Below are 22,287 nucleotides of genomic sequence, written 5' to 3'. Positions count from 1 at the left end.
CGCCGAGTTCATCCGACCAGGGTCGCAACTCCTGATGTTCGCGGTCGGATCAGCGGGACGGAAACCTGGCAGACAGAGCAACGTCTGTGGTGATGTGTGGTCGACCGCGTCAGCGCGGCCGCTGAGTCGACCCGAATCACGAGGTACCACCCATGCAATCCGCCGATTCCGTCTCGCCCGTCGACTTGGTCCGCCATCTGTTCGCAGCGCGCAGCATCGCCATCGTGGGGGCGTCCTCGAACGGTCTCAAGGCAGCCGGACGTACGTTGCGCTATCTCGTGATGCACGGCTTCCAGGGCGAGATCTATCCGGTCAATCCGAGCCGGGACGAGGTCCAGGGCCTCCGTTGCCACGCCGCGCTGAGCGAGCTCCCTGTCGTCCCCGAGCTGGCTGTGGTGGTGGTCCAGGCCTCCGAGGTGGCGCCGGCCATCGCCGAGTGCGGCGAGCTCGGTGTGCCCGTCGTGATCGTGTTCGCGTCCGGCTTCGCCGAGACCGGTCCCGAGGGCGCCGCCCTCCAGGACGAGGTCGCGGCGGTCGCGCGCCGCTACGGCGTCCGGGTGCTGGGTCCCAACTGCAACGGGGTGATCGGCGCCGCTGACGGCGTCACCGCGACCTTCATGACCGGGATCGACGACGAGTCGCTCGTGCTGCGCGACGACGGCATCGCGTTCGTCACGCAGAGCGGGGCGATGGGTGCCTTCATCCTGACCGAGGCGCAGACGTCGGGTATCGGGCTCGGTCGGTTCGTCAGCACCGGCAACGAGATGGACATCTCGCTCGCCGAGGTGGTCGAAGGCCTCGTCCAGGACGACGCCACCAAGGTCGTTCTCGGGTACGTCGAGGGAGTGCGTACGCCGCAGCGGCTCCGGCAGGCGTTGGCGACCGCCCGGGCGAACGGCGTACCGGTCTGTCTGATGAAGGTCGGCCGCTCCCGGGCCGGCGCGGCGGCGGCCGCTTCCCACACGGGTGCGCTGGCCGGAGCCGACGCCGTCTTCGACGGGCTGCTCGCCCAGTACGGCGCGGTGCGCGCCCACGACGTGGACCACCTGCTCGACCTCGGGCGGGTGTTCGGGCTGAGCGCTCGGCCGAAGGGCGGCCGACTGACCGTGATCACGCTGTCCGGCGGGGCCGGGGTGCTGATGGCCGACGCCATCGAGGACCACGGTCTCAGCCTCGCGCCCTGGGATCGGGCCTGGGCGGAGCGGATGGCCGCGGTGCTGCCGGCGTTCGCATCGGTCCGCAACCCGATCGACGTGACCGGTGCGCTGGTGACCGATCCCGAGCTGCTCCGCAAGGCCCTCGACGTCGCCATCGAGCATCCCGACACCGACATCATCACGGTGCTGGTGGGCAACATGCAGCGTCAGGAGGACCAGGTCTGCGAGATCGTGGAGTCGGCCGCAGCACGCACCGACAGGCCCATCGTCACCGTGTGGGTCGGCGGCACCGGCCGTGCCGTCCCTCGCCTCGCGCGGGCCGGTCTGGTCGGGTTCACCGAACCGGTCCGAGCGATCCGCGCGCTGTCCTCGCTCGTCCGGTTCTGGGCCCCCGCCGAGTCCACGCCGACCACCTCGGCGGCTGATCCCCACGACGAACCGGTGCCGACGCCCGGCCGCGTGGTCGACGAGGTCGAGGTCAAGCGGCTGCTCGCCGCCCACGGCGTACCCGTCGTGGCTGAAGACGAGGTCACGACGGCGGAGGAGGCGGCAGCGACAGCAGCGCGGCTCGGCTTCCCCTCGGTCGTGAAGATCCTCTCGACCGAGGTTGCGCACAAGTCGGATCTCGGGCTGGTGCAGGTCGGGCTGGTCGACGCGGACCAGGTGCGCGCCGCGGCGGACCGGATCCTCGCGGCCGCCGAGCGGCACGACGTGACCGATCGTCGTCTGGTCGTCCAGCCGATGATCTCCTCGGACACCGAGCTGATCCTCGGTATGCGCCGGGATCCGGTGTTCGGGCCGGTGGTGGTGCTGGGGATCGGTGGCGTACTGACGGAGATCGCCGCCGACGTCCAGGTGCGACTGCCGCCGCTGACCTCCGACGATGCACACGCCATGATGAACAGACTGCGCTATGCCGAGCTCCTCGACGGGCCGCGGGGACGAGTCGCCGTCGATCGGGACGCCCTCGCGGCTGCCGTGGTGAGCTTCTCCGAGCTCGTCGCTCGCGAGACAGCCGACCTGGAGTCCCTCGAGATCAACCCGCTTCTCATCGACGACTCCGGTCGTCCGGTCGCCGTCGACGCGCTGCTCGTCCGGAGCTCGTCAGCGGTCGGTGGCCGGGGCGACTTCCGATGAGGTGACATCGTCGCCTTCGATGGGACGCCGTGACCAGTAGCTCGCCAGGGTCGACCCGGACACGTTGTGCCACACCGAGAAGATCGCGGCGGGCAGCGCGGCGGCGGGCGAGAAGTGGACGGTGGCCAGCGCGGCGGCGAGGCCGGAGTTCTGCATGCCGACCTCGATGCTGATGGCACGTCGACTCGAGACGGGCATGCCGCAGACCCGGCCCACCGCGTACCCCAGGGCCAGGCCGGCGGTGTTGTGCAGGATCACGGCCACGACGATCAGGAGGCCGACGGAGAGGAGGGTCGAGGCGCTGCCGGCGACGACGGCCAGCACGACCGCGGTGATACCGGCGACCGAGATCAAGGGGAGTACGTCGATGACGCGCTCGATGAGGCGGGGCAGCAACAGCCGGAGCACCAGCCCGAGCAGAACCGGGACGAGCACGATCTTCACGATCGAGACGAAGAGGTCGCTCGCTGAGACGGGGAGGTCCTCACCGATCAGCAGGAGGACGAGGAGTGGCGTCATCACCGGAGCGAGCAGGGTCGACACGGAGGTCATGGCCACCGACAGCGCTGTGTCGCCGCGGGCCAGGAACACCATGACGTTGGACGCGGTGCCGCCCGGTGCGCAGCCGACCAGGATCATCCCGGCGGTGAGCACGGCCGAGAGGCTGAGCATGTGGGCGATGCCCCAGCCGAGCAGAGGCATCACCGTGTACTGAGCGGCGACGCCGAGCAGGAGCGCCCAGGGCCGGCGGCCGATGATCGCGAAGTCGCGCGGCCGGAGCGTCATGCCCATCCCGAGCATGATGATCTGGAGGAGCAGAGGAACCTGGGCCGCCCACCCGTCGAACGTGCTGGGGGTGGCCAGCGCGATGGCACCGGCGATCAGGACGATCAAGGCGAACCATCGACCCACGAAAGCGCTGACCTGTCGAACTGTGTTCATGCTGTTCCTTCCACGACATTCGGTACGGGGCGGCCCGATGCCCCGCCCGCCGCGCGATCCTCTCGCAGGAAGCGCGCGGCGGGCGGGACGGGGTATCGGGGGTGTCGGGTCAGGACACCCAGTCGAGCTCTCCGTCGACGTGCTGGTCGCCGAACCGGACGTCGTCGAAGCGCAGGTCCTCGACGTTCTCCAGGACCATCGGCGTCTCGACCTGATCGATCGTGACGTCACGGAGAGTGACGTCGCTCAGCGGCGCGTCGGCGGGCCCGTGGATGTCGAGCCCGGTCTTTGCCGAGGCGACGGTGATGTCGGAGAAGACGATGTCGCGGTAGACGGGCGGATAGTTGCCGCCCAGCTCGCCGGGGTAGTCCAGCTGGAACCAGATGAACGTCTCGAAGCTGCCGACCTCCATGTTGCTGACCCGGATCTTCTCGACCGTGCCGCCACGGTCGAGGTTGCCCTTGAAACGGATCGCCGAGGCGCCGTCGCGCAGTACGTTGTCGGTGAAGTAAACGCCCTTGATGCCGCCCGACATCTCGCTGCCCAGTGCGATGCCGTCCTCGCCGCCCATGTCGTTGCGGCGGATCACGACGTTCTCGCTGGGTCGGGCGATGGTGCGCCCGTCGAGGTCACGTCCCGACTTCACGACGACCGAGTCGTCGCCGGTGCGGAAGCGGTTCTCCTCGATCAGCACGTTGGTGCTGGAGTCGACGTCGATGCCGTCGTTGTTGGCGCGGTGGCTGTCGACGTTGAGCCCTCGTACGGTGGCCTGATCGGTGTAGACGAGGTGGTTGATCCAGAACGGCGAGTTGGTGACGGTGTAGTCCTCCAGCAGAACTCGCTCGGCATTGAAGAACTGGATGGCGCTGGGCCGCAGGAAGGTGCCCTTACCGAAGACGCGCTCTTCGACGGGGACACCGTCGAAGCCCATCTGGCGCAGCCGCAGCTGATCCGGCTTCTCCTGCGCCTTCCAGGCATGGAACTCGGAGTCCTCGTTGCCGTCGATGGTGCCTGATCCGGTGATGGCGACGTCGTGCACGGCGTTGGCGTAGATGAGCGGTGAGTAGCCGTCCAGCTCGGTGCCCTCCCAGCGCGTACGCACCACCGGCAGGTAATCGTCGGTGTCGGTGCCGAACAGCAGCGTGGCCCCGTCGGAGACATGGAGGTCGATGTTGCTCGCGAGGTGCACCGGCCCTTCGGACAGCCACGTGCCCTCAGGGAGTACGACGCGGCCGCCGCCGTCGGCGGAGGCCTTCTCGATCGCCGCCCGGATCGCCGGCAGGGCGTCGGTCGTGCCGTCGCCGACGGCACCGAAGTCGGTGATCTCGTAGTCGCGGTCCGGGATCGCAGGCTCGCCGATGTGGTCGACGATCTTCGCGATCGCGGCAGCATCCGGGCCTCCGGCGGGCCGCTCGACCGGCTGGTCGGCGGTGGCGGGCATGGCCGCGGCGAGCGTTCCGACGAGACCGAGGGCGAGCAGTAAGGGGGTGGTGCGCTTTCGACGATGACGCATGCGTGCTCCTCAACGTTCGACGGCGGCCGAGGCCGCCGCGCGGGGGACGTGGAACTTGTCACACTAGTGACGTACTTGTCATACGTCTATGCCCTCGGAGGGGTGGAACAGAAAGAAGCCAGGTCCCGGCTGGCGCCGGAACCTGGCTTCTCGCAAGAGATCTTGCGAAGACTCAGGTCTTCTTGTCAGGCCTTCTTGGTCGCCCAGAAGATCTCGGCGATCTCGTCGATCTTGGCGAGGAGCTTGTCGGCTACCTCGAGGTCGAGGGTGCCCTTGGTGCCGGAGGCACCGGCGAGCTTGGTGGCCTCGTTGACGAGGGTGTGGAGCTGGGGGTACTTCTCGAAGTGCGGGGGCTTGAAGTAGTCGGTCCACAGCACCCACAGGTGCTCCTTGACCAGGTTGGAGCGCTGTTCCTTGATGATCACCGCGCGGGTGCGGAAGTCGGGGTCGTCGCTGTCGAGGGCCTTGGCGATGACTGCCTTGACGGACTCGGCCTCGATGCGTGCCTGGGCGGGGTCGTAGACGCCGCAGGGCAGGTCGCAGTGGGCGGATACCTCGATGGTGGGAGCGAAAAGACGCATGGTTGGTTCCTCTCGGTGGTGATGTGGAAAGACCGTCGATGTCGACGGTCAGGAAGCCTTCTCCGGCAGGATGCGTTCGAGCGGGAGGGTGCTGACGGCGGGGCCGAGCGACCAGTAGCGCCGGTCGTGGTGCAGGAGCGGCTCGGCAGTGTCGCCGAGCTCCATCGTGTCGACCTCGAGCAGCACCAGCCAGGCCTCCCCGGCCGGGACGACGCGGACCACGTGTCCGTAGAAACTGGCCGCCGCGTCGCGCAGGACCGGCGGCTCTCCGTGGGAGAGCGCCCAGCCCTGGGCGAGAGTGAATCGTGGCGCGTTCCGGTCGGCGAAGGCAGCGGCCACGTCGGCCTGCGATGCGGTCAGGGTGTGCACCGCGAGACGTTCGCTCGCGCTCAGCGCCGGCCCGGACCGGCCCAGCCGGGAGACCGAGAACGACAGCATCGGCGGGTTCGCGCTCACGGAGGCCAGACTCGAGATCGTTGCCCCGACAGGTCCCGTCTCGGTCGAGGTGGCGGCGATGGCCACGCCCGTGGAATATCGACGGAAGCCGGCCTTGAACTGGTCGGTGAGTGTGTCGCTCACACCCCCTCCTCTCTCTTTCACCGCGACGCTAGGACATCAAGTCCGGTTGAGGTCCAGTCATCCAGGGTGTGATCGCCGACTCATCTGTCCGTCCACGCCTGAGATCATGCGGGAGCGCCAGGATTGCTGCTCGTTAGACTAGTTCAGCACTCGTTATACAGCCCGGGTCGGGTGTTGCGACTTCGAAGGTTTGACCTCGGTCGCCTAATCTTCCCCAAAGAACGAACGCTCTGCCTCACGATCTAAGGAGTCCCTTCGTGGACGTCTCACCGCTCATCTGGTGGTTGACCATCGGAATCGCCAGCGCTGTGCTGCTCTTCGACGTACTCGTCATCGGCCGCCGCCCGCACGAGCCCTCGCGCCGGGAGCTGATCGTCGCGCTGAGCGTCTACATCGGTCTGGCCGTGCTGTTCGGCATCGGCGTCTTCGTCTTCTCGGGCGCGAAGTACGGCACTGAGTTCTTCGCGGGCTGGCTGACGGAGTACTCGCTCTCGGTCGACAACCTGTTCATCTTCATCATCATCATGTCGAAGTTCGCGGTGCCGAGGCAGTACCAGCAGAAGGCGCTGCTGATCGGCATCATCCTGGCGCTGGTCTTCCGCGGCATCTTCATCGCCGTGGGCGCGGCCGCCATCGAGAACTTCAGCTGGGTCTTCTACCTGTTCGGCGCGTTCCTGATCTACACCGCGGTCAAGCTGGCCATGGAGGGTGGCGAGGACGAGGACGAGTACGAAGAGCCCGCCATCGTGAAGTTCCTCGAACGGCACATCCCGATGACCTCGCAGTGGACCAGCGCCAAGATGTTCATCCGCGAGAACGGCAAGCGGATCGCGACCCCGATGTTCGTCGTCATCTGCGCCCTGGGAGTCACCGACCTGCTGTTCGCACTCGACTCGATCCCGGCGATCTACGGCCTGACCAAGGAGCCCTACCTGGTCCTGACCGCCAACATCTTCGCGCTGATGGGCCTGCGCCAGCTCTACTTCCTCATCGGCGGTCTGCTCGAGCGGCTGGTCTACCTGTCCTACGGTCTGGCGATCCTGCTCGGGTTCATCGGCCTGAAGCTGGTCTTCCACGCGCTCCACGAGAACGAGCTGCCCTTCATCAACGGTGGCAACCACGTCGAGTGGGCCCCCGAGATCCCGATCTCGGTCTCGCTCAGCGTCATCGTCGGGATCCTGGCGGTCACCACGATCCTGAGCCTGCTGAAGTCGCGGAGCATGTCCAAGGCCGAGCAGGACGACGCCACCGGTCCGCGCAACATGTGACCCAGCACCGACAGCACCACTGAGCTCGGCCAGTAGCTCAGGTCGTGGGCCCGCTCCGATCGGAGCGGGCCCACGGTCGTTCCTGCGCAACAGGCCCTAGGGTTGGCGCATGACCGTGGCAGCTGCTCCCGGGCCTCGCTGGCTCGGAGACGTCGGACAGGTGGCGCTGGCCGGGGTCCTTGCGCTGCTCCTGCTGCCGGTCGGATGGACGTCGGTGACGGCGGGCGCGGTCGCGACGGGGTGGGAGATCGCGCTCCTGCTCGCGCTGGTGGTTCTTCACGTCGCCGTGGCCACCGCACGACGCCGGCCGCTGGCGTCGTACGTCGCCGGGGCGCTGGCCGAGCTGGTGCTGGTCGCCGCACCGGATCTGGGCGGGCCGACCGCAGCTGCTGCCGGCAGCGACTACGGACCGGTGCTGCTGCCGAGCAGCCTGTGCTTCTTCGTGCTGCTCTACGCCGTGAGCGCACAGGACCGGCGACCGTGGCCGGGGATCGCGCTCGGGATCGCGCTGGTGGGCTGTCTGCTGACCGTCGTACGTCTCTCCGGGTTCGACGGCACCGGGCTGGAGGGCTGGACGTGGTGGCTGATGGTCGCCACCGCGACGCTGGCGGCCACCACGGCGGCATGGGCGCTCGGCCGGTTCCGGGCGACCCGGGCCGCCTGGATCGACCAGCTCGCCGACCGGGCCGCCGCCGAGGAGCGTCAGCGGATCGCGCGCGAGATGCACGACGTCGTCGCCCACTCGCTTGCGGTCGTGGTCAGCCATGCGGAGGCCGGCCGGATGGTCGTCGGACAGCAGCCGGAGCGGGCGTCGGGGATCCTCGACACGATCGCGACCACCGGACGGGAGGCGCTGACGGAGATGCGGGGACTGCTCGGGGTTCTCGGCGGCGAGTCGTCGACCGAGCCGCAACCGGGGCTGGCGGACGTCGGTGATCTCGTCGAGCGGATGCGTGCTGCCGGCCTGACCGTACGTCTCGAGGCGGACGAGCCCGTGCAGGTCGCCCCTGCTGTCGGGCTGACTGCCTATCGGGTCGTGCAGGAGGCGCTCACCAACGTCAGCCGGCACGCGGGTCGCGGAGCGGTCGCGACGGTGTCGGTGACCAGCACGGCACGGCAGCTCCAGGTCGAGGTCCGAGATGACGGCGTGGGGATCCAGCGGCCGCCCGGTCGCGGTCTGCGCGGCATGGGGGAACGGGTCGCGGCGGTGGGTGGCACCCTCGAGGCGGGGCCGAGCAGCGAGGGGTGGCGCGTGCGCGCCATGATGCCGCTATGAGCGAGCCTCAGCGACCGACCAGCGTGGCCGAGCCAGAGACCCCGATCCGTGTCGCGATCGTCGACGACCAGGAGTTGATGCGCTCCGCCCTTCGGATGATGGTGGAGAGCCAGGCCGACCTCGAGCTCGCCGGGGAGGCGGCCGACGGTCACGAGGCGCTCGCCCTGGTGCGTACGAAGCGGGTCGATGTGGTCCTCATGGACCTGCGGATGCCGCGCCTCGACGGGATCCAGGCGACGGCCGCGATCACGAGTGAGAAGCCTGCGACGAAGGTGGTCGCGCTGACGACGTTCGACCTCGATGACTACGCGTTCCCGGCGATCCGGGCCGGCGCCAGCGGCTTCCTTCTCAAGGACGCCCGAGCCGAGGAGATCGTCGAGGCGATCCGCACTGTTCACGCCGGTCATGCCGTGGTCGCGCCGTCGACGACGCGACGTCTGCTCGAGCACGTGGCGGCCGCGCCGGCGGCCGACGGTGGCCGGGCCGCCGACATCCGGGCAAGGCTCACGCCCCGCGAGCTCGACATGCTGCTCGAGCTCGCCACCGGAGACAGCAACGCCGAGATCGCCCGCCGCGTCCACCTCTCCGAGGCGACGGTGAAGACGCACGTCGGCCATGTGCTCGCCAAGCTCGGCCTGCGCGACCGGGTGCAGGCGGTCGTGCTGGCGTACGAGGCCGGGCTGGTCGGCCGGCGTACCTGAGTCTCATCCCAGAGGCTGAGGTGCCCGCGACCTGAGGGCGAGGAAGCTCGGCCGAGCGCGGGCCAGTGTGGAGACATGACCACACAAGCACCTCTGAGGACCAGACCGATTCCGTCGGGCGCCTACTCCTGCCGGCCCTGGCGGATCCACGAGATCACCGAGGACTTCGACCTCGAGGACGTCTGGGCATTGCCCGTACAAGGCGGCCCCGACGACCTACCGCGCTTCGTCACAGCGATGATGGCCGATGACGACCGAGACTTCCCGGCGGCGTACCGCTTCCTCTTCGCGGTCCGCTGGGCGCTCGGCAGGGTGCTCGGCACCGATGGCGACGAGCAGGGCCTGGGAAGACGGGTCGCGCCGCTGCGCGATCGCCTGCCCGAGGATCTCAGGAACCGTCCGATAACCGAGAGCGACACCAGCCCGTTCCACTCGCTCTACCTGACGGATCGGGAGTACGCCGCGGAGATCGCCAACCGCACGATGCACGGTGTCCTGCACCTCGGCTGGGTCGAGGACGACAGCGCCCCCGACGGCTACAGCGCGCAGATGAGCGTGCTGGTGCGACCCAACGGGCGGTTCGGCGAGGTCTACATGGCCCTCATCAAGCCCTTCCGCTACGCCATCGTCTATCCGGCCCTGCTGCGCACGGTCGGACAGCGCTGGGTCACGGCCAGGAGCGTGGCCTGATGGCCACCGTGGTGGAACGTATGGAACGTACGCCGCACCGCTCCGTCGTGCTGCGCGCAGCGCCCTGGGTGGCCGGTGCCTGGGCCCTCGTCTTCTGCGCCCTGGCCGGGCTCGCTCTGCTGGGCAGGGCACCGAACCCGTGGGTCCCCGATGCGGCTTCGCCGCTCGGCGCTCTGAGCGGCACCCAGATGTCGTGGGTGATCGCGGTGCTCGCGCTCCTCGCCCTGGTCGCCGGGGGCGTGGTCGCCAACGCGCGGACGCCGCGTAGAACGAGGGTGACAGGGTGGCTCCTGATCGTTCTCGGGCTCGTCGTGGCCGTGGTCGTCTCCGACGTCCGCGCGCTGATGTTCCTCGGCTATCTGCCTCAGGTCCTGCTTGCGATGGTCGGGCTCGGCCCGGGTGCCGGACAGCTCGAGTGGGGTCTCTTCGTCGACTCCGGTGTCGCTCTGGCGCACGCTGCCGGCGGGCTGGCCCTGGTCGTCACCGGTGTCTCCCTGCTCGGTCAGGCCGAGCCCGGCGGGCGTCTGGACTGGGGCCGCTGGGCGCGCTGGGGGCGTCCTGCGGTGGCGGTCGCCATCGTCGTACCTCTTCTCTACGCCGTCACCCGGATCGCCTGGGCGCTGAACATCCCGCTCGGGATCAGCCGCGAGATGCTGGAGGAGCTCGGCGCGGCGAAGTGGGCCGGCTTCGGGCTCGGTGCCTTCGCCGTGGTCGGGGCGATCCTGACCTGGGGGCTGGTGGCACGCTGGGGCGAGGTGTTCTGGCCCTGGGCGCCCCTCATCGGGGGCCGTCCGGTCCCGATCGCGATGGCCCTCGTGCCCGGGACCCTGGTCGCCGGCGTGGTGATGTCCGCCGGGATCTCGTTCTGGCGGATGGCGATCGCGGACGACCTCTGGAGGGTCCCCGGGGCGACCACGGACTGGGCCGCCTGGGCGCCGGAGATGCTCTGGCCGCTGTGGGGCGTCGCGCTCGCCGTCGCCTGCCTCGCCTACCTGGGGCGGCGTACCGCTGCGCGTGGATGACGCGACGGATCCCGCTTGGCCTGGAACCATCCAGGTCAAGCGGGATCCGTGGGTTCAGTCGGTGACCGCGAGCTCGCCGAGCTCGGACCACTTCTGTCCCGGGATGTTGGTGTTGACGATCCGCGGCGTCTCGGCGAGATGGCGCGGGAGGTCCGCCTGGGCCTGCTTGAAGTGGGCCGAGGTGACGTGGGCGGCGCCGGCGTCGTCGTCGGCGAAGGCCTCGAGCAGGAAGTACTCGTTCGGGTCGTCGAGGCTACGGGCCCAGTCGAACCAGAGGTTGCCGGGCTCGGCCCGGGTCGCCTCGGTGAACGGGCCGGAGATGACCGGCCAGTCCTCGGCGTACTCCGGCTTGATCCGGAAGCGGGCGGCGATGAAGATCATGAGCTCTCCTTCATGGGTCGGGTGGAAGTCACGAGAACTGGATGCCCCCGTCGATCATCACGGACTGGCCTGTCATGTAGTCCGAGTCCTTGGAGGCGAGGTAGGACACGAACGCGGCCACGTCCTCCGGGACCGACACCCTGCCGAGGTGGATCAGCTCCGAGTGCTTCTCGATGGCCGCGCCCTTGCGCAGACCCTCGTGCTTGGCCAGCTCCTCGTCGATGTGGTCCCACATCGCGGTGCCGACGATGCCCGGACAGTACGCGTTGACGGTGATGTTGTGCTGTGCCCACTCCATCGCTGCGGCCTGGGTGAGCCCGCGGACGGCCCACTTGGAGGCCGAGTAGGGGCCGAGCAGCGCGAAGGGCCGGTACGCCACGATCGATGCCGCTCCGATGATCTTGCCGCCACCACCCTGCTTGATCATCTGCTTCGCGGCGGCCGTGTAGCAGAGGTACACACCGCGGAGGTTGATCGACATCAGGTGGTCGAACTCCTCGGGGGTCGTCTCCAGCAACGGCTTCACGTCGGCGATCCCGGCGTTGGCCACTGCGACGTCGAGCCGTCCGAGGTCGGCGGCCACCCGGTCCACCATGGCCTGCACCGCCGCCGGATCGGAGACATCGGCCTCGATCGCGGTCGAACGCCTCCCCATCGACTCGATCTCTTCCGCGAGGGTCTTGAGCTGGTCGCCGTTGGCACCGATGTCGTTGACTGCGACGTCGAGCCCGTCAGCGGCGAGACGTAGGGCGATGCCTTTGCCGATGCCCTGGGCTGCCCCGGTCACGAGGGCGACGCGCGGCGATTCTTGGGTTGTGGACATGACTGCCTCCAATATTTGTCGGTACGAATTTCAGGGCTGGGACGCGGGGAGCGGCCGTCCGGATCGGTCGACCGCGGCCTGGATCCGCCGGCCGGCGATGTCCGAGAGCCAGCCGAGGCAGGCGCCGACCACCAGCGCGATGACCGTGCCGCCGAGGTCGAACGAGGTGCCGAAGAGCACCGCGGTGCCGGCGAAGGCTCCGGGGATGAAGGACAGCAGGTCCACGGCCGCCTGCAGGCACAGGATGAATGCGACGACCGTGACCGCCAGGGCGACCGCTCCGGTGAAGGTCGCGTAGGTCAGGACCAGGCTCGCGCCGTATCCCCACAGCGCACCGGCAAGGTTCGCCGCGAGACCCTTGAGGAATCCTTCGCGTCCGCCTCCGGCGGCGAAGTAGCACGCCCAGGCGACGAACCCGACCCATGTGATGAGCGCGAGCTCGATGCTCACCTGGGTCCAGACGCCGGCGAGCACTCCGACCGAGATGCCGATTCCGAGGAGCTTCTTCATCGTCGGCTCCTCAGGGGACCAGGATCGCGCGGCCGCGGACCCGGCCGGCGTCGAGGTCGGAGATGGCGGTCTGGAAGTCGTCGAGGGCGTACTTCTGGGTGTGCAGCGTGACCGCGCCGCGGGCGGCGAGCGCCATCAGGTCGCACAGGTCGTTGTAGGAGCCGACGAGGTTGCCGACGAAGTTGATCTCGGCCGAGATGATGTCGATGGTCGGCACATCGATGTTCTCGCCGTAACCCACGACGTGGTAGTCGCCCGCCTGGCGGAGCATCCGGACTCCCTCCGCCGTCGCGCCGCCTTCGCCGACGAAGTCGACGAGGACCTCGGCGCCATGGCCGTCGGTGAGCTCGAGGACCTGGTCGACCTGGGTGCCCTCGGCGACGACACCGTGGTCGGCGCCGATGTCGAGGGCGAGCTTCACCGCGTCCGGGTTGCGGTCGACCACGATCAGCTCGGCCGGACTGAGTGCCTTCAGCACCTGGATGCCGATGTGCCCGAGCCCGCCGGCGCCGATGATCACGCACCTGTCGCGCGGGGTCAGTCGCCGGGCGGCCTTCGCCGCCGCGTGGTAGGCGGTCAGACCGGCGTCGGCCAGGGCGGCCACGTCAGCGGGCTCGAGGGAGTCGTCGATCTTGACCACTGAGCGCGCGGAGGTCTTCAGGTACTCCGCGTAGCCGCCGTTGGTGTCGATGCCGGGGAACTGGTTGAGCTCGCAGTGCACGTCGTCGCCCGAGCGGCAGGCGCGGCAGAGCCCGCAGGTGATCAGCGGGTGCAGGATCACCTTGTCGCCCTCGGCGACGTTGGTGACGGCGTCACCGACCGCGTGCACCCAGCCGGCGTTCTCGTGGCCGATCGTGTAGGGCAGCGTGACGCCTGACTTCTCCGCCCACTGCCCCTCCAGGACGTGCAGGTCGGTGCGGCACACCCCGGCGCCGCCGATCTTCACGACGACGTCGAACGGGCCGGTCGGCTCGGGGGCCGGGACCTCGGCCATCGCCAGCGGCTGGTGGTAGCCGACCACCTGGACGGCTCGCATGGTGCTCATGATGATGCTCCTTCTCGGTGCAGGTCGGTCAGAGGTACGAAGGCGGGCGAGGTGACCTCGTCGCCGTAGCGCGTCGCCAGCAGACCGCGGCAGAAGTGGGCGTTCCCGTCGATCGAGATCCGGGTCGAACGCGCCCTCCGCAACGCCAGCGGGATGTCGCCGGGCTGCTCGTTGTCGTGGTCGACCAGGACGTACGCCTCCGGCAGGTCGGGCAGCCCGAGGACCGCCCGGCGCCGCCGGAGCGAGGCGGTGAACTCGTCGTCGGGGAGGTCCTGGAGCCGGACCTCGCCCACGGCGTCCGCAGGCAGGTCCGGCTGCCCTCTCAGCAGCCGGGTCAGACAACGCTCGAGCGCAGCCGTGTGTGCCTTGCGGTGGAACGTGGTCCGCAGCTCGTCCAGGGACGACTCGGCCTCGTGGCGGAACGTGCCGACATAGCCGGCATCGGCCGCCAGCCCGGCGTTGATCAGGTCGGAGTCGTGGTGGTCGTCGAGCTCGACGACCACGTGGCCGGTCCACGGCAGTGCGGTCAGTGCGTCCTTGGCGTCGCTCGCCATCAGATAGGCGAAGTTGGGCGAGCAGAACGACGTAGGCAGCCGGAGGTGGGCCTCGACCCTGACCGTTTCGCCGCCCGGCGCGGTCGGGGAGACGGTCAGCGACCGGACGAAGCCGAGATCGGTGATGGGCTCGTCGAGCTCGGGGTCGACGACGGCGTGGAGCGCGGCGTACGCCTCCGCGGCGCGGGTGCTCTCCTGGGTCAGCAGCGACATTTCACACCGCCGCGAGGTCGGCCCGCTCAGGCTCACGGGGACCTGTCGCGGTCTCGTCCGCCTCGGGCAGCCGCAGCTCGGCGGGCACCTCCAGGTCGTACATCTTCGCGGCGTTGAGGCCGAGGATCTTCTTCTTCTGGGTGACCGTCAGCGGGGCGTACTCGGTCATGTCCTCGGGGATCTGGAAGTCGACGAACCGCTCGATCAGCCATCGTGGCGTCCAGATCGCGTAGTCGGAGGAGAACTGGATCCGGTCCTCGCCGATCCAGTAGATGAGCTCCCCGAGGATCTGCGCGAAGTAGCGCGGCCGGGTGTGGATGAACGGCATCGCCACCGCCAGCCCCCCGTGCACGTTGGGCTCCTGGGTGGCGATCCAGCAGAAGTCCTCGAGCCGGGGCAGGCCGACGTGCTCGACGATGAAGTTCAGGTCGGTGAAGTCGCTGGCGACGTGGTCGATGTCGGCGACGTCGAACGCGTCGCGGTCCAGCGGTCGGATCGTCGGGCCCTTGTGGATGTGGATGTTGGTGATCCCGAGTTTCCGGCAGGCCTCGAAGTAGCGGTACGCCCAGGGGTCGGTCAGCTTCCAGCCGCGCGATTCCCCGTGCCACTCGGCGGTGTAGAGCTTGACGCCCTTGAGCCCGAACCGTTCGGCGTCGGCGTGGAGCTGTTCGAGCCCGGCCTCGCCGTTGCGGGGGTCGAAGTGGTGGTTGTACGTCAGCCTGTCGGGGTGCTTCGCGGCCAGTTGCGAGGCTTCCTGGGTCTGCCCGAACCCGTTCGTGTAGAACTCGCCCAGGTGGGCCGGCTGGAAGATCGCGTGGTCGACGTAGCCGACCTCGAACAGGTCGTGCATCAGCCGCTCGCCGCCCTGGTAGAGGTAGTCCTCATAGGGCCAGGCCTCTTCCTCGGGGGAGAGGTTGCGGTGATAGTCGTAGAAGCAGTCGATGAACTGCTTGCCGTGGATGTTGCGCTGGTTCTCCGGACGGGCGTCCCAGAGCGCGACGTGGGCGTCGACGATGAAGTACGACTCGTTGTTCTTGGTGTACATCGGGGTCTCCGTTCTGTGGCTTCCGTCACAGGACGCTAGGGCCGGCGAGGCTCGCGGATCAGGGGTGCGGCGTCTCAATGTGAGATCGCGCCCGTCTCAATCTGAGACGCCGCTCGGCTGCCGTCGGCCACCAACGGATGTAACGTCGATCACATGACAGGTCGCCATCCGATCGCGCAGCGCACCGGGGCCGTCGATGCGACGGCGCTGGCGCCTCGTGTCCGGGCGTCCTGGCAGCGGAGCCAGGAGTACGGGGTCTCCGTCGAGGAGGTCGACCCGGTCTTCTCCGGTGCCTATGACAAGGAGTCGCTCTTCTTCCAGTGCGGGCAGGAGGTGCTCCACGACCTCCATCGGACCCTCGTCGGAGAACCGGTCAGCCTGATGCTCACCGACCCCGTGGGTCTGGTGCTCAACCGCCTCAGCGGTGACCAGCAGCTGCTCCGCGACCTCGACGCGGTGCACCTGGCTCCGGGGTTCAGCTACAACGAGCGCGCGGCCGGCACCAACGGGCTCGGCCTCGCGCTGGCCGACCGGACCCCGACCGTGGTCCGGGCCGACGAGCACTACTCGCTCTCGCTGTGCAGCTACACCTGCGCGGCCGCCCCTGTGATCGACCCGATCAGCGGCCGCCTGGAGGGCAGCGTGAATCTGACCACCTGGTCGGAGTCGTCCCACGAGCTGCTGCTGGCCCTGGCCCAGTCGGCCGCGAGCAACACCGCGTCGCTCATGGTCGCGCGTGCCCGCGGCAGGTTTCCGCGGCCGGCTCCCCGCGGCGAGGTTTTCCGGGTCGAGGCGCCCCGGCTGGAACCGGGCGCAGGCACCCTCCGCGACCTCTCCACCGTCTGGTGCGAGGCGCTGGGGAAGGTGCGCGACGCGCTCGCCGTCGGCCGGCGGGTCGCCGTGGTGGGAGAGCCTGGGGTGGGGCGTACGACCCTGGTCGCTCAGGCCTTCCGCGACCTGCGGCCGCGTGACCGGATCCTGGCGGCGTCCGCCCCGGATCCTGCCGATGCCGAGGCCTGGCTGTCGCTGTGGACGCCGGAGCTCGCCAAGCAGGACACCGCGGTGGTCGTACGCGACGTGAACATGCTCCCGGCCTGGGTGGCGGAGCGGCTGCACGCTCTCCTGGTCGAGGCGACGCCCGGGGCGGTCGCAGGAGTGCCGTTCGCGGTGACCGCCGACACCTTCGAGGGCGTCCCCGCGGCCCTGACGGATCTCGTCGACACGGTGGTCGAGGTGCCGCCGCTGCGGGAGCGGCCGGAGGACGTGCTCCCGCTGGCGCAACGGGTCGGCCTGCGGGTGCGGGGCAGGGAGATCGCGCTGACCCCGGCCGCGGAGCGGGCCCTGCACGACCATGGCTGGCCGGGCAACGTCACCGAGCTCGTCCATGTCGTCCAGCGGGCCGTGAGCGCCGGAGACCAGGTCGACCTGCGTCACCTTCCCGCTGACGTCCTCTCCGACACCAGGCGTCCGCTGTCCCGCATCGACGCCTTCGAGCGCGGTGAGATCGTCCGCGTCCTGACCCGTCGGGGGATCACCATGCAGGAAGCGGCCACGGAGCTCGGGATGTCGCGCGCCACCGTCTACCGCAAGGTGCAGCAGTACGGGATCAGGCTCCGACCGGGCTAGCCCCTCGGGTGCGAATCGAACTCTTGGCCACGCCCAGGAAAACTCTCGGCTGCGACCGGTCCCGAAGGGCTGCTCACCAGGGACTATGGGCCCATGCGGATCCGTCCCCCACGTGCCGGTCGCCAGCATATGACCCATCTGACCGGACAGGGCGGACCTGCTCTGGACGGTCGGAGTCTTGCCGGCCGGCTTGTCCAGGAACATCGACTTCAGCCCGGTGAGGCCTCTGCCATCGTCGGGCAGATCGCGCGCATCCTCGCCGGCGGCCACGCCGCCGGGCAGGTGCACGGCGACATCCGGCCGGCCACCATCGGGTTCGGGGAGGACGGCACGGCCATGCTGATCGGCGCGCCGGCGCCGCGTCCGGGGGAGAGCCTTCCCTACCTGGCTCCCGAGCAGATCGAGCGGCAGCGAGTCGGCCCCGCCAGCGACATCTACTCGCTGGGCGCGGTGTTCTTCGAGCTCCTTGCGGGACGTCCTCCGTACGCAGGGACCGAGCCGGAGCGGATCGGCTCGGTGGTGACGGTGCCCGGTCAGATCGACGGCATCGTCACCGCGATGATCGCCGCGGACCCGGCCGAGCGACCGCGGGCGGACGAGGTCGTGACCGTGCTGGAGAGCGGACTCACCGCCCCGCCGAAGAAGATCGTCCGGCAGCCCGGAGCGAACGCGCGCCGCGCCCGGATCACGTCGACCGTCCTGGGTGTGCTCATGGTCCTGCTTCTGCCGGGGCTGGTCTTCGGCTGCTGGAGCACGCTCCGGGCCGGCGACACGATGTCGAACGTAGGGAACGCTGAGCCGCTCGCGAACATCTTGCCGACCAGCTTTCAGCTCGCCTTCGACCTCTCGATCGAGCGCGATGCTCTGCGGACCGATGCGGCACTGACCGAGGACCTCCTCCAGATCACCGACAGATCCATCGAGGCCTGGGCCGACGAGGTGGAGGCGCTGGACACCGCGGATGATCCGGGTCTGCAGCGGCGTCTGGAGAGGTCGGCGGCTGCCCTCGAGCGGCTCTCCGACATCCGTGCGGCCGCGCGGGCCGGGGACAGGTCCGGCAAGGTGGTAGCCGTCGAGATCTACACGCACGCGGTCAACGGGCTCTTCGACCTCGCCGCCGAGCTGCCTTCGTTCCAGGACGACGAGCTGGCGAAGCAGACGCGGAACCTGGAGCTGATCGGCTCGGTCTCGGAGGTGCTCGGACTCGAGCGGAGGATCATGGCGAACGCCTTGCGAAACGGGCGGATCAGTGACCAGGGGATCGCCGATCTCAGCGCCGCCCAGGACTCCTGGGCGACCCATTCGGCGTCGATCTACGCGCGCGCCGACCCCGGGATGCGGCAGACGCTCGATCGGATCTCGGGCCGGTCGTTCGAGTTCGGCTCCTACGCGGTCTCGTCCCAGCGCGCCGTGATCCGAGTGCTCAACGCCCGTGACGTCGAGGACGTCGTGAGGCAGCTGGAGGCGACCGCGGACGGCAGGCCTGTGGACCAGCTCTGGCTGGCCGATGCGGCCCGCTACGTCCAGGATCTCAAGAGCGTGGTCGTCGACACCGCTCGGCGGCTCGCTGAGGGCGTCGAGCGCGAGCACAGTGACGCTCAGAACCAGACGATCGCCTGGGGTGTCTTCACCGGCATCACGTTGGCCGTGTTCGCGGTGGTCGGGGTCGCCCTGCTTTACGTACGAAGGCGAGCGGTTGACGCGTAAACCGAAGACGACAGCAAAGATCGGCGGGTTCCATCGGTGCGTACACAAGACGCACGGGGTGTGAGTCCGACAACATATGCGCATGCGAACGCGCCCCCCGATCGCAGGCCGATACCGCCTGCACCGCCTGCTTGGCCGCGGCGGGATGGGCGAGGTCTGGCAGGCCGCCGACATCAGGCTCGAGCGCTGGGTGGCCGTGAAGATCGTCGAGATCTCTGCCGACCCGAAGGTGACCGAGCGATTCCGGCGTGAGGCGCTCTCGACGACGGCGGCCAGCCACCCGGGCACGGTGCAGGTGCACGACGTCGGGGTCGAGGAGACCGAGTACGGCAGCATCGTCTACCTGGTCATGGAGCTGCTTCCCGGTCCGACGCTGGCCGATCGGCTCGAGAAGCAGGGGCGGTTCACCGTCGAGGAGGCGAGCGAGGCCGTGGTCCAGGTCGCGCGTACGCTCACCGCGGTCCACGCCTCGGGGATCATCCACCGCGACATCAAGCCGTCCAACCTGGTCTACGACGGCGACGGCCGGATCCGGGTGCTCGACTTCGGCATCGCCCAGCTGGCCAGCCACCAGGCCGAGCGGCTCACCTCGACCCGCCACGTGATGGGGAGCCTGCCCTACATCTCGCCCGAGCAGGCCGCCGACACCGTGGTCGGACCGTCGAGCGACATCTACGCGCTCGGCTGCGTGTACTTCGAGCTGTTGACCGGTCGCGCTCCCTACGCCGGCTCCGAGCCGGTCTCGATGATCTACCAGCACGTGACGGCGCCGGTCCCGCACGTCAACGACGTGGTCGACGTGCCTGCTCACGTCGACGAGTTCGTGGCGGCCATGATGGACAAGGACCCGTCTCGGCGACCCACGGCCGGTGAGGTCGTCGCCTTCGCGCGCCGGCCCGGGGTCATACCTGCGGCCATCCCCGGTGGCCGGGAGCTGCCCTCGTCCCCGAAGCCCGCCGCGATCGCCGCCCCGAAGGCACTCTCGGCTCCCGCGCCGTCATCGGCGACAGCCGTCGCGGGAGTGGTGGAGTCGGCGCAGCGTACGCCTCGGTCTCATGCGGCCCCGAAGCCGGGCGTGCTGCGCACCCGGGTGCTCGGCGCGCTTCTGGTGCCGGTGGTGATCGCGATGGTGGTGGGCGGGTTGGTCTTCGCCGACGCGCTCGAGGAGCGAGGTGTCTCCACCGAGGCGATGACGATCGCGGGCGCGCTCCCGGAGAGCTACGAGCTCGGGATGGATCTCATCTTCGAGCGTGACGCGTTGAGCTCGGACCAGGTCCCGGACGCGGTCCGGCAGGCCTATCGACAGGTGACCGACGACTCGATCGAGGCGTGGCACGACGACATCACCAAGATCGATCTCGCCGAGACCCCGAGCCTGCGGGAGCGGGTCGAGCGCACCTACACCGTCCTCGAGGGCATCGACGCCTACCGCAAGGATCTCGAGGACGGCGACAAGGCGAGCACGGAGGCCGCCGTCGCCGCCTACACCGACACCGCCTACGAGCTGCTCGACTTCGCGGCCGAGATGCCCAACATCCGCAACGAGAAGATCTACAAGCAGGTCGCCAACCTCAAGTACGTCAGGTCGGCCGCCGAGTCCTTGGGGGTCGAGCGCGCGATCATGGTGCCGGCGCTGATGACGGGCCAGCTCGACGAGGAGTCGATGAAGGCGATGAGCGAGGCGCGTACGTCGTGGCAGCTCACCTCCCGCTCCTTCTATGCCGATGCCCCGAAGGCGACCCAGGAGGCGTTGGACAAGATCTCGGACGGCACCTTCGCTGACGGCTCCCGCGGCGTGGTGTCCCAGAACGCCGTGGTCCGGGCCATCAACGACGGCTCGCTCGAGCAGGTGATCCCGGACCTGGAGAGGCAAGGCCCGGGCAGGCCGGCCGCACAGATCTGGTCCGAGGACATGAACCGGTTCATCCAGCTCCTCAAGGACACGATCGTGTCGATGACGCTGATCGTCGCGGACGATGTCGGCGAGGAGCACCGGGATGTCCAGACCAAGGTCGTCCTGAGCGGCCTGCTGGCCGTGGTCGCCCTGCTCGCGGCGTTCGGGCTCCTGGCAGGCATCTTCCTCGGGCGCCCGCTTCGCGGCCGTCGACGGTCCGTCGCAGCCGCGAGCGGCGAGAAGTCGTGGCGGCAGTCGCTCAGACGAGCGCGCTGAGGTTCGAGACCAGTACGTCCCAGCGGCTGTCGACGTCGAAGCCCATCTGGCTCAGCATCGCCCAACCGAAGCCGACGACGGCGTAGAGGCTGATCGGGGTCATCACGACCCACTCGCGGATGGAGCCCGCATCACCGAGGATCGGGAGGGCGAAGTGGCCGCCCCGCGTCCACATGTTGTCGAACGGGAGCCACTTGTTGCGCCGGACCCACTTCGGTGGCTTGGGTGCGATCGGCCAGAACACCGGGATCCCCATCGTGGTCACGAAGTCACCGAGCAGGTGCACGACGCAGCCGAGGGCGACGGAGAACGGCATCCACCACCATTCCTCGGGCGCGAAGATGGCGATCACCGCCGCCAGGGCCACCGCCGGGATCCACGGCCAGTGGACGCCCTTGCGGGTGAGCTTCAGGGCATCCATGGCGAAGGCCACCAGCAGGACGCACATGATGCCCGGACCGATCAGGACGCTGCCGAAGGTCTCGGTCTCGAGCGAGAGCTTCCCCGCGCCCCAGGCGAGGCCGGTGAAGGCGAGCACACCGAGGATCGAATGGGTGCCGTTGCGGTGGCCGCCGGAGACCTTTCCGACGATCTTGGTCAAGCCCTCGGAGACCGGCGGCAGCGAATGAGCGATCGTGCCGTTGTGGTGATCCGCGTCCGGAAGCAGCGCGGCGCCGGCGCACACCAGGGTGCCGGTCATCACGCCGATGTCCGAGACGCCCGGATACCACCCGAGAGCGATCGGTGCTGACGATGTCACTGCGATCCACGCGGCCGCGCCTGAGGCTGCGTGATGCCCGCCCATCATGTGAAGTTGTGTCCCTCTCCAGTGCTCCCCGCCGAATGACCGCGGACGAACGTACCGGTCCGTGGGTTGCTGTCGGCGCGTTGGGGTGGCGTGTCTGGCGACGAGATTCGAATCACTGTTCGACGGAGGATTCGCACCGCGAAAGAGATGCGGTGAGGGTGGCAGTTTCAATATGATGCCCGGTCATGACGACTCCCGGCACCCAAGGCGATGTCCGCCGCGCGCCGTGGGCGTTCGAGACCGGCCGGTGTGCGGCGACGGTGACTCCGGAGGCGATCGAGTTCCGGTTCATGGTCACCGCGCCCGACGGCTCGCTGAGCGAGATGCTGCTCTCGGTGGGCCGGCACGACATGCCGACGCTGCTCGAGGAGATCGCCTACGAGATGCCCGAGGCGCTCGAGTGGATGTCGGCCGCGATCATGACGGTCGCCAGGGATCGTCGTCTGGCCGCGGAGGCCGCGTCCGTCCCGCAGCGACGCGGGGCATAACCTCGCAGCGAGCAGGGTTGTCGTCTCGAAGAGCTCGGGGTGCCTCTGCGT

General features: G+C 69.0%; 21 protein-coding genes. 10 read left to right on the top strand and 11 right to left on the bottom strand.

The window, feature by feature from the left end; genetic code table 11:
- Positions 1 to 152: 152 nt before the first annotated feature.
- Complete coding sequence (locus IEY84_RS02680) at positions 153 to 2,294, top strand: acetate--CoA ligase family protein (protein WP_183541977.1); 2,142 nt, start codon at positions 153 to 155, stop codon at positions 2,292 to 2,294.
- On the opposite strand, the gene IEY84_RS02675 is transcribed toward IEY84_RS02680, so the two are convergent.
- From IEY84_RS02675 to IEY84_RS02660, 4 genes are all read right to left on the bottom strand, one after another.
- Positions 2,262 to 3,236 (bottom strand): bile acid:sodium symporter family protein, encoded by a 975-nt coding sequence (locus tag IEY84_RS02675; RefSeq protein WP_183541976.1) that lies wholly within the window; start codon positions 3,234 to 3,236, stop codon positions 2,262 to 2,264. The two genes, IEY84_RS02680 and IEY84_RS02675, sit on opposite strands and share 33 nt — an antisense overlap.
- A gap of 109 nt (positions 3,237 to 3,345) precedes the next feature.
- Positions 3,346 to 4,749, bottom strand: coding sequence for a glycoside hydrolase family 28 protein (locus IEY84_RS02670; protein WP_183541974.1), 1,404 nt, complete (start codon positions 4,747 to 4,749; stop codon positions 3,346 to 3,348).
- A 185-nt stretch (positions 4,750 to 4,934) separates the two neighbouring features.
- On the bottom strand, positions 4,935 to 5,330 hold the full coding sequence (gene sodN / locus IEY84_RS02665; protein ID WP_183541972.1) for a superoxide dismutase, Ni: 396 nt from the start codon (positions 5,328 to 5,330) through the stop codon (positions 4,935 to 4,937).
- 48 nt (positions 5,331 to 5,378) lie between these two features.
- Positions 5,379 to 5,909 (bottom strand): flavin reductase family protein, encoded by a 531-nt coding sequence (locus IEY84_RS02660; RefSeq protein ID WP_183541970.1) that lies wholly within the window; start codon positions 5,907 to 5,909, stop codon positions 5,379 to 5,381.
- 257 nt (positions 5,910 to 6,166) lie between these two features.
- On the opposite strand from IEY84_RS02660, the gene IEY84_RS02655 reads away from it, so the two are divergent.
- From IEY84_RS02655 to IEY84_RS02635, 5 genes are all read left to right on the top strand, one after another.
- Positions 6,167 to 7,177: a TerC family protein gene (locus IEY84_RS02655; RefSeq protein WP_183541968.1), complete on the top strand. Its 1,011-nt coding sequence runs from the start codon at positions 6,167 to 6,169 to the stop codon at positions 7,175 to 7,177.
- Positions 7,178 to 7,286: 109 nt separating this feature from the next.
- Positions 7,287 to 8,453, top strand: a complete 1,167-nt coding sequence (locus tag IEY84_RS02650) for a sensor histidine kinase (protein ID WP_183541966.1) — start codon at positions 7,287 to 7,289, stop codon at positions 8,451 to 8,453.
- Complete coding sequence (locus IEY84_RS02645) at positions 8,450 to 9,154, top strand: response regulator transcription factor (RefSeq protein ID WP_183541964.1); 705 nt, start codon at positions 8,450 to 8,452, stop codon at positions 9,152 to 9,154. Before IEY84_RS02650 ends, IEY84_RS02645 begins: the two co-directional genes overlap by 4 nt.
- Before the next feature lie 75 nt (positions 9,155 to 9,229).
- A complete protein-coding gene (locus IEY84_RS02640) occupies positions 9,230 to 9,844 on the top strand; it encodes a DUF2867 domain-containing protein (RefSeq protein WP_183541962.1) in 615 nt (204 codons plus the stop codon).
- The gene (locus tag IEY84_RS02635) at positions 9,844 to 10,866 is read left to right on the top strand and encodes a hypothetical protein (protein ID WP_183541960.1); all 1,023 of its coding nucleotides are present in this window, start codon (positions 9,844 to 9,846) and stop codon (positions 10,864 to 10,866) included. The genes IEY84_RS02640 and IEY84_RS02635 overlap by 1 nt, the downstream gene beginning before the upstream one ends.
- 54 nt (positions 10,867 to 10,920) lie before the next feature.
- Here the strand turns inward: IEY84_RS02635 and IEY84_RS02630 are convergent, their stop codons facing one another.
- Genes IEY84_RS02630 through IEY84_RS02605 form a run of 6 tightly spaced genes read right to left on the bottom strand, consistent with a single transcriptional unit; the run spans position 10,921 to position 15,437 of the window.
- Positions 10,921 to 11,247, bottom strand: a complete 327-nt coding sequence (locus tag IEY84_RS02630) for a putative quinol monooxygenase (protein WP_183541958.1) — start codon at positions 11,245 to 11,247, stop codon at positions 10,921 to 10,923.
- 28 nt (positions 11,248 to 11,275) lie between these two features.
- Positions 11,276 to 12,070, bottom strand: coding sequence for an acetoin reductase (locus IEY84_RS02625; RefSeq protein ID WP_183541956.1), 795 nt, complete (start codon positions 12,068 to 12,070; stop codon positions 11,276 to 11,278).
- A 30-nt stretch (positions 12,071 to 12,100) separates the two neighbouring features.
- Complete coding sequence (locus IEY84_RS02620; protein WP_183541954.1) at positions 12,101 to 12,580, bottom strand: DUF1097 domain-containing protein; 480 nt, start codon at positions 12,578 to 12,580, stop codon at positions 12,101 to 12,103.
- Between the two features lie 10 nt (positions 12,581 to 12,590).
- Complete coding sequence (locus tag IEY84_RS02615; RefSeq protein ID WP_229788243.1) at positions 12,591 to 13,625, bottom strand: NAD(P)-dependent alcohol dehydrogenase; 1,035 nt, start codon at positions 13,623 to 13,625, stop codon at positions 12,591 to 12,593.
- On the bottom strand, positions 13,622 to 14,392 hold the full coding sequence (locus tag IEY84_RS02610) for an iron-sulfur cluster assembly protein (RefSeq protein WP_183541952.1): 771 nt from the start codon (positions 14,390 to 14,392) through the stop codon (positions 13,622 to 13,624). The genes IEY84_RS02615 and IEY84_RS02610 overlap by 4 nt, the downstream gene beginning before the upstream one ends.
- A 1-nt stretch (position 14,393) precedes the next feature.
- Positions 14,394 to 15,437: an amidohydrolase family protein gene (locus IEY84_RS02605; protein ID WP_183541950.1), complete on the bottom strand. Its 1,044-nt coding sequence runs from the start codon at positions 15,435 to 15,437 to the stop codon at positions 14,394 to 14,396.
- Positions 15,438 to 15,590: 153 nt separating this feature from the next.
- Between IEY84_RS02605 and IEY84_RS02600 the strand changes: the two genes are divergently transcribed.
- The 3 genes from IEY84_RS02600 (at position 15,591) to IEY84_RS02590 (ending at position 20,940) form a co-directional block, all read left to right on the top strand.
- On the top strand, positions 15,591 to 17,063 hold the full coding sequence (locus tag IEY84_RS02600) for an AAA-type ATPase lid domain-containing protein (RefSeq protein ID WP_183541948.1): 1,473 nt from the start codon (positions 15,591 to 15,593) through the stop codon (positions 17,061 to 17,063).
- 129 nt (positions 17,064 to 17,192) lie between these two features.
- The gene (locus IEY84_RS02595; RefSeq protein WP_189129287.1) at positions 17,193 to 18,770 is read left to right on the top strand and encodes a serine/threonine-protein kinase; all 1,578 of its coding nucleotides are present in this window, start codon (positions 17,193 to 17,195) and stop codon (positions 18,768 to 18,770) included.
- Positions 18,771 to 18,852: 82 nt separating this feature from the next.
- Positions 18,853 to 20,940: a protein kinase domain-containing protein gene (locus IEY84_RS02590; protein ID WP_183541944.1), complete on the top strand. Its 2,088-nt coding sequence runs from the start codon at positions 18,853 to 18,855 to the stop codon at positions 20,938 to 20,940.
- On the opposite strand, the gene IEY84_RS02585 is transcribed toward IEY84_RS02590, so the two are convergent.
- Complete coding sequence (locus tag IEY84_RS02585) at positions 20,924 to 21,745, bottom strand: metal-dependent hydrolase (protein WP_260173260.1); 822 nt, start codon at positions 21,743 to 21,745, stop codon at positions 20,924 to 20,926. The genes IEY84_RS02590 and IEY84_RS02585 overlap by 17 nt on opposite strands.
- Before the next feature lie 188 nt (positions 21,746 to 21,933).
- On the opposite strand from IEY84_RS02585, the gene IEY84_RS02580 reads away from it, so the two are divergent.
- Positions 21,934 to 22,236 (top strand): hypothetical protein, encoded by a 303-nt coding sequence (locus IEY84_RS02580; RefSeq protein ID WP_183541940.1) that lies wholly within the window; start codon positions 21,934 to 21,936, stop codon positions 22,234 to 22,236.
- The last annotated feature ends 51 nt before the right edge of the window (positions 22,237 to 22,287 follow it).

The organism is Nocardioides albus, from assembly GCF_014648255.1.
Classification (GTDB): Bacteria; Actinomycetota; Actinomycetes; order Propionibacteriales; family Nocardioidaceae; genus Nocardioides; species Nocardioides albus.
The sequence above is the reverse complement of the archived record's forward strand: the minus strand, read 5'-3'. Positions and strand labels throughout refer to the sequence as shown.

Bases quoted from the DNA above. Each gene is read 5' to 3' on its own strand.
- IEY84_RS02680 (WP_183541977.1), top strand. From the start codon at position 153: ATGCAATCCGCCGATTCCGTCTCGCCCGTCGACTTGGTCCGCCATCTG.
- IEY84_RS02675 (WP_183541976.1), bottom strand. From the start codon at position 3,236: ATGAACACAGTTCGACAGGTCAGCGCTTTCGTGGGTCGATGGTTCGCC.
- IEY84_RS02670 (WP_183541974.1), bottom strand. From the start codon at position 4,749: ATGCGTCATCGTCGAAAGCGCACCACCCCCTTACTGCTCGCCCTCGGT.
- sodN (WP_183541972.1), bottom strand. From the start codon at position 5,330: ATGCGTCTTTTCGCTCCCACCATCGAGGTATCCGCCCACTGCGACCTG.
- IEY84_RS02650 (WP_183541966.1), top strand. From the start codon at position 7,287: ATGACCGTGGCAGCTGCTCCCGGGCCTCGCTGGCTCGGAGACGTCGGA.
- IEY84_RS02645 (WP_183541964.1), top strand. From the start codon at position 8,450: ATGAGCGAGCCTCAGCGACCGACCAGCGTGGCCGAGCCAGAGACCCCG.
- IEY84_RS02640 (WP_183541962.1), top strand. From the start codon at position 9,230: ATGACCACACAAGCACCTCTGAGGACCAGACCGATTCCGTCGGGCGCC.
- IEY84_RS02635 (WP_183541960.1), top strand. From the start codon at position 9,844: ATGGCCACCGTGGTGGAACGTATGGAACGTACGCCGCACCGCTCCGTC.
- IEY84_RS02630 (WP_183541958.1), bottom strand. From the start codon at position 11,247: ATGATCTTCATCGCCGCCCGCTTCCGGATCAAGCCGGAGTACGCCGAG.
- IEY84_RS02625 (WP_183541956.1), bottom strand. From the start codon at position 12,070: ATGTCCACAACCCAAGAATCGCCGCGCGTCGCCCTCGTGACCGGGGCA.
- IEY84_RS02620 (WP_183541954.1), bottom strand. From the start codon at position 12,580: ATGAAGAAGCTCCTCGGAATCGGCATCTCGGTCGGAGTGCTCGCCGGC.
- IEY84_RS02615 (WP_229788243.1), bottom strand. From the start codon at position 13,625: ATGAGCACCATGCGAGCCGTCCAGGTGGTCGGCTACCACCAGCCGCTG.
- IEY84_RS02610 (WP_183541952.1), bottom strand. From the start codon at position 14,392: ATGTCGCTGCTGACCCAGGAGAGCACCCGCGCCGCGGAGGCGTACGCC.
- IEY84_RS02605 (WP_183541950.1), bottom strand. From the start codon at position 15,437: ATGTACACCAAGAACAACGAGTCGTACTTCATCGTCGACGCCCACGTC.
- IEY84_RS02600 (WP_183541948.1), top strand. From the start codon at position 15,591: ATGACAGGTCGCCATCCGATCGCGCAGCGCACCGGGGCCGTCGATGCG.
- IEY84_RS02595 (WP_189129287.1), top strand. From the start codon at position 17,193: ATGACCCATCTGACCGGACAGGGCGGACCTGCTCTGGACGGTCGGAGT.
- IEY84_RS02590 (WP_183541944.1), top strand. From the start codon at position 18,853: ATGCGAACGCGCCCCCCGATCGCAGGCCGATACCGCCTGCACCGCCTG.
- IEY84_RS02585 (WP_260173260.1), bottom strand. From the start codon at position 21,745: ATGGGCGGGCATCACGCAGCCTCAGGCGCGGCCGCGTGGATCGCAGTG.
- IEY84_RS02580 (WP_183541940.1), top strand. From the start codon at position 21,934: ATGACGACTCCCGGCACCCAAGGCGATGTCCGCCGCGCGCCGTGGGCG.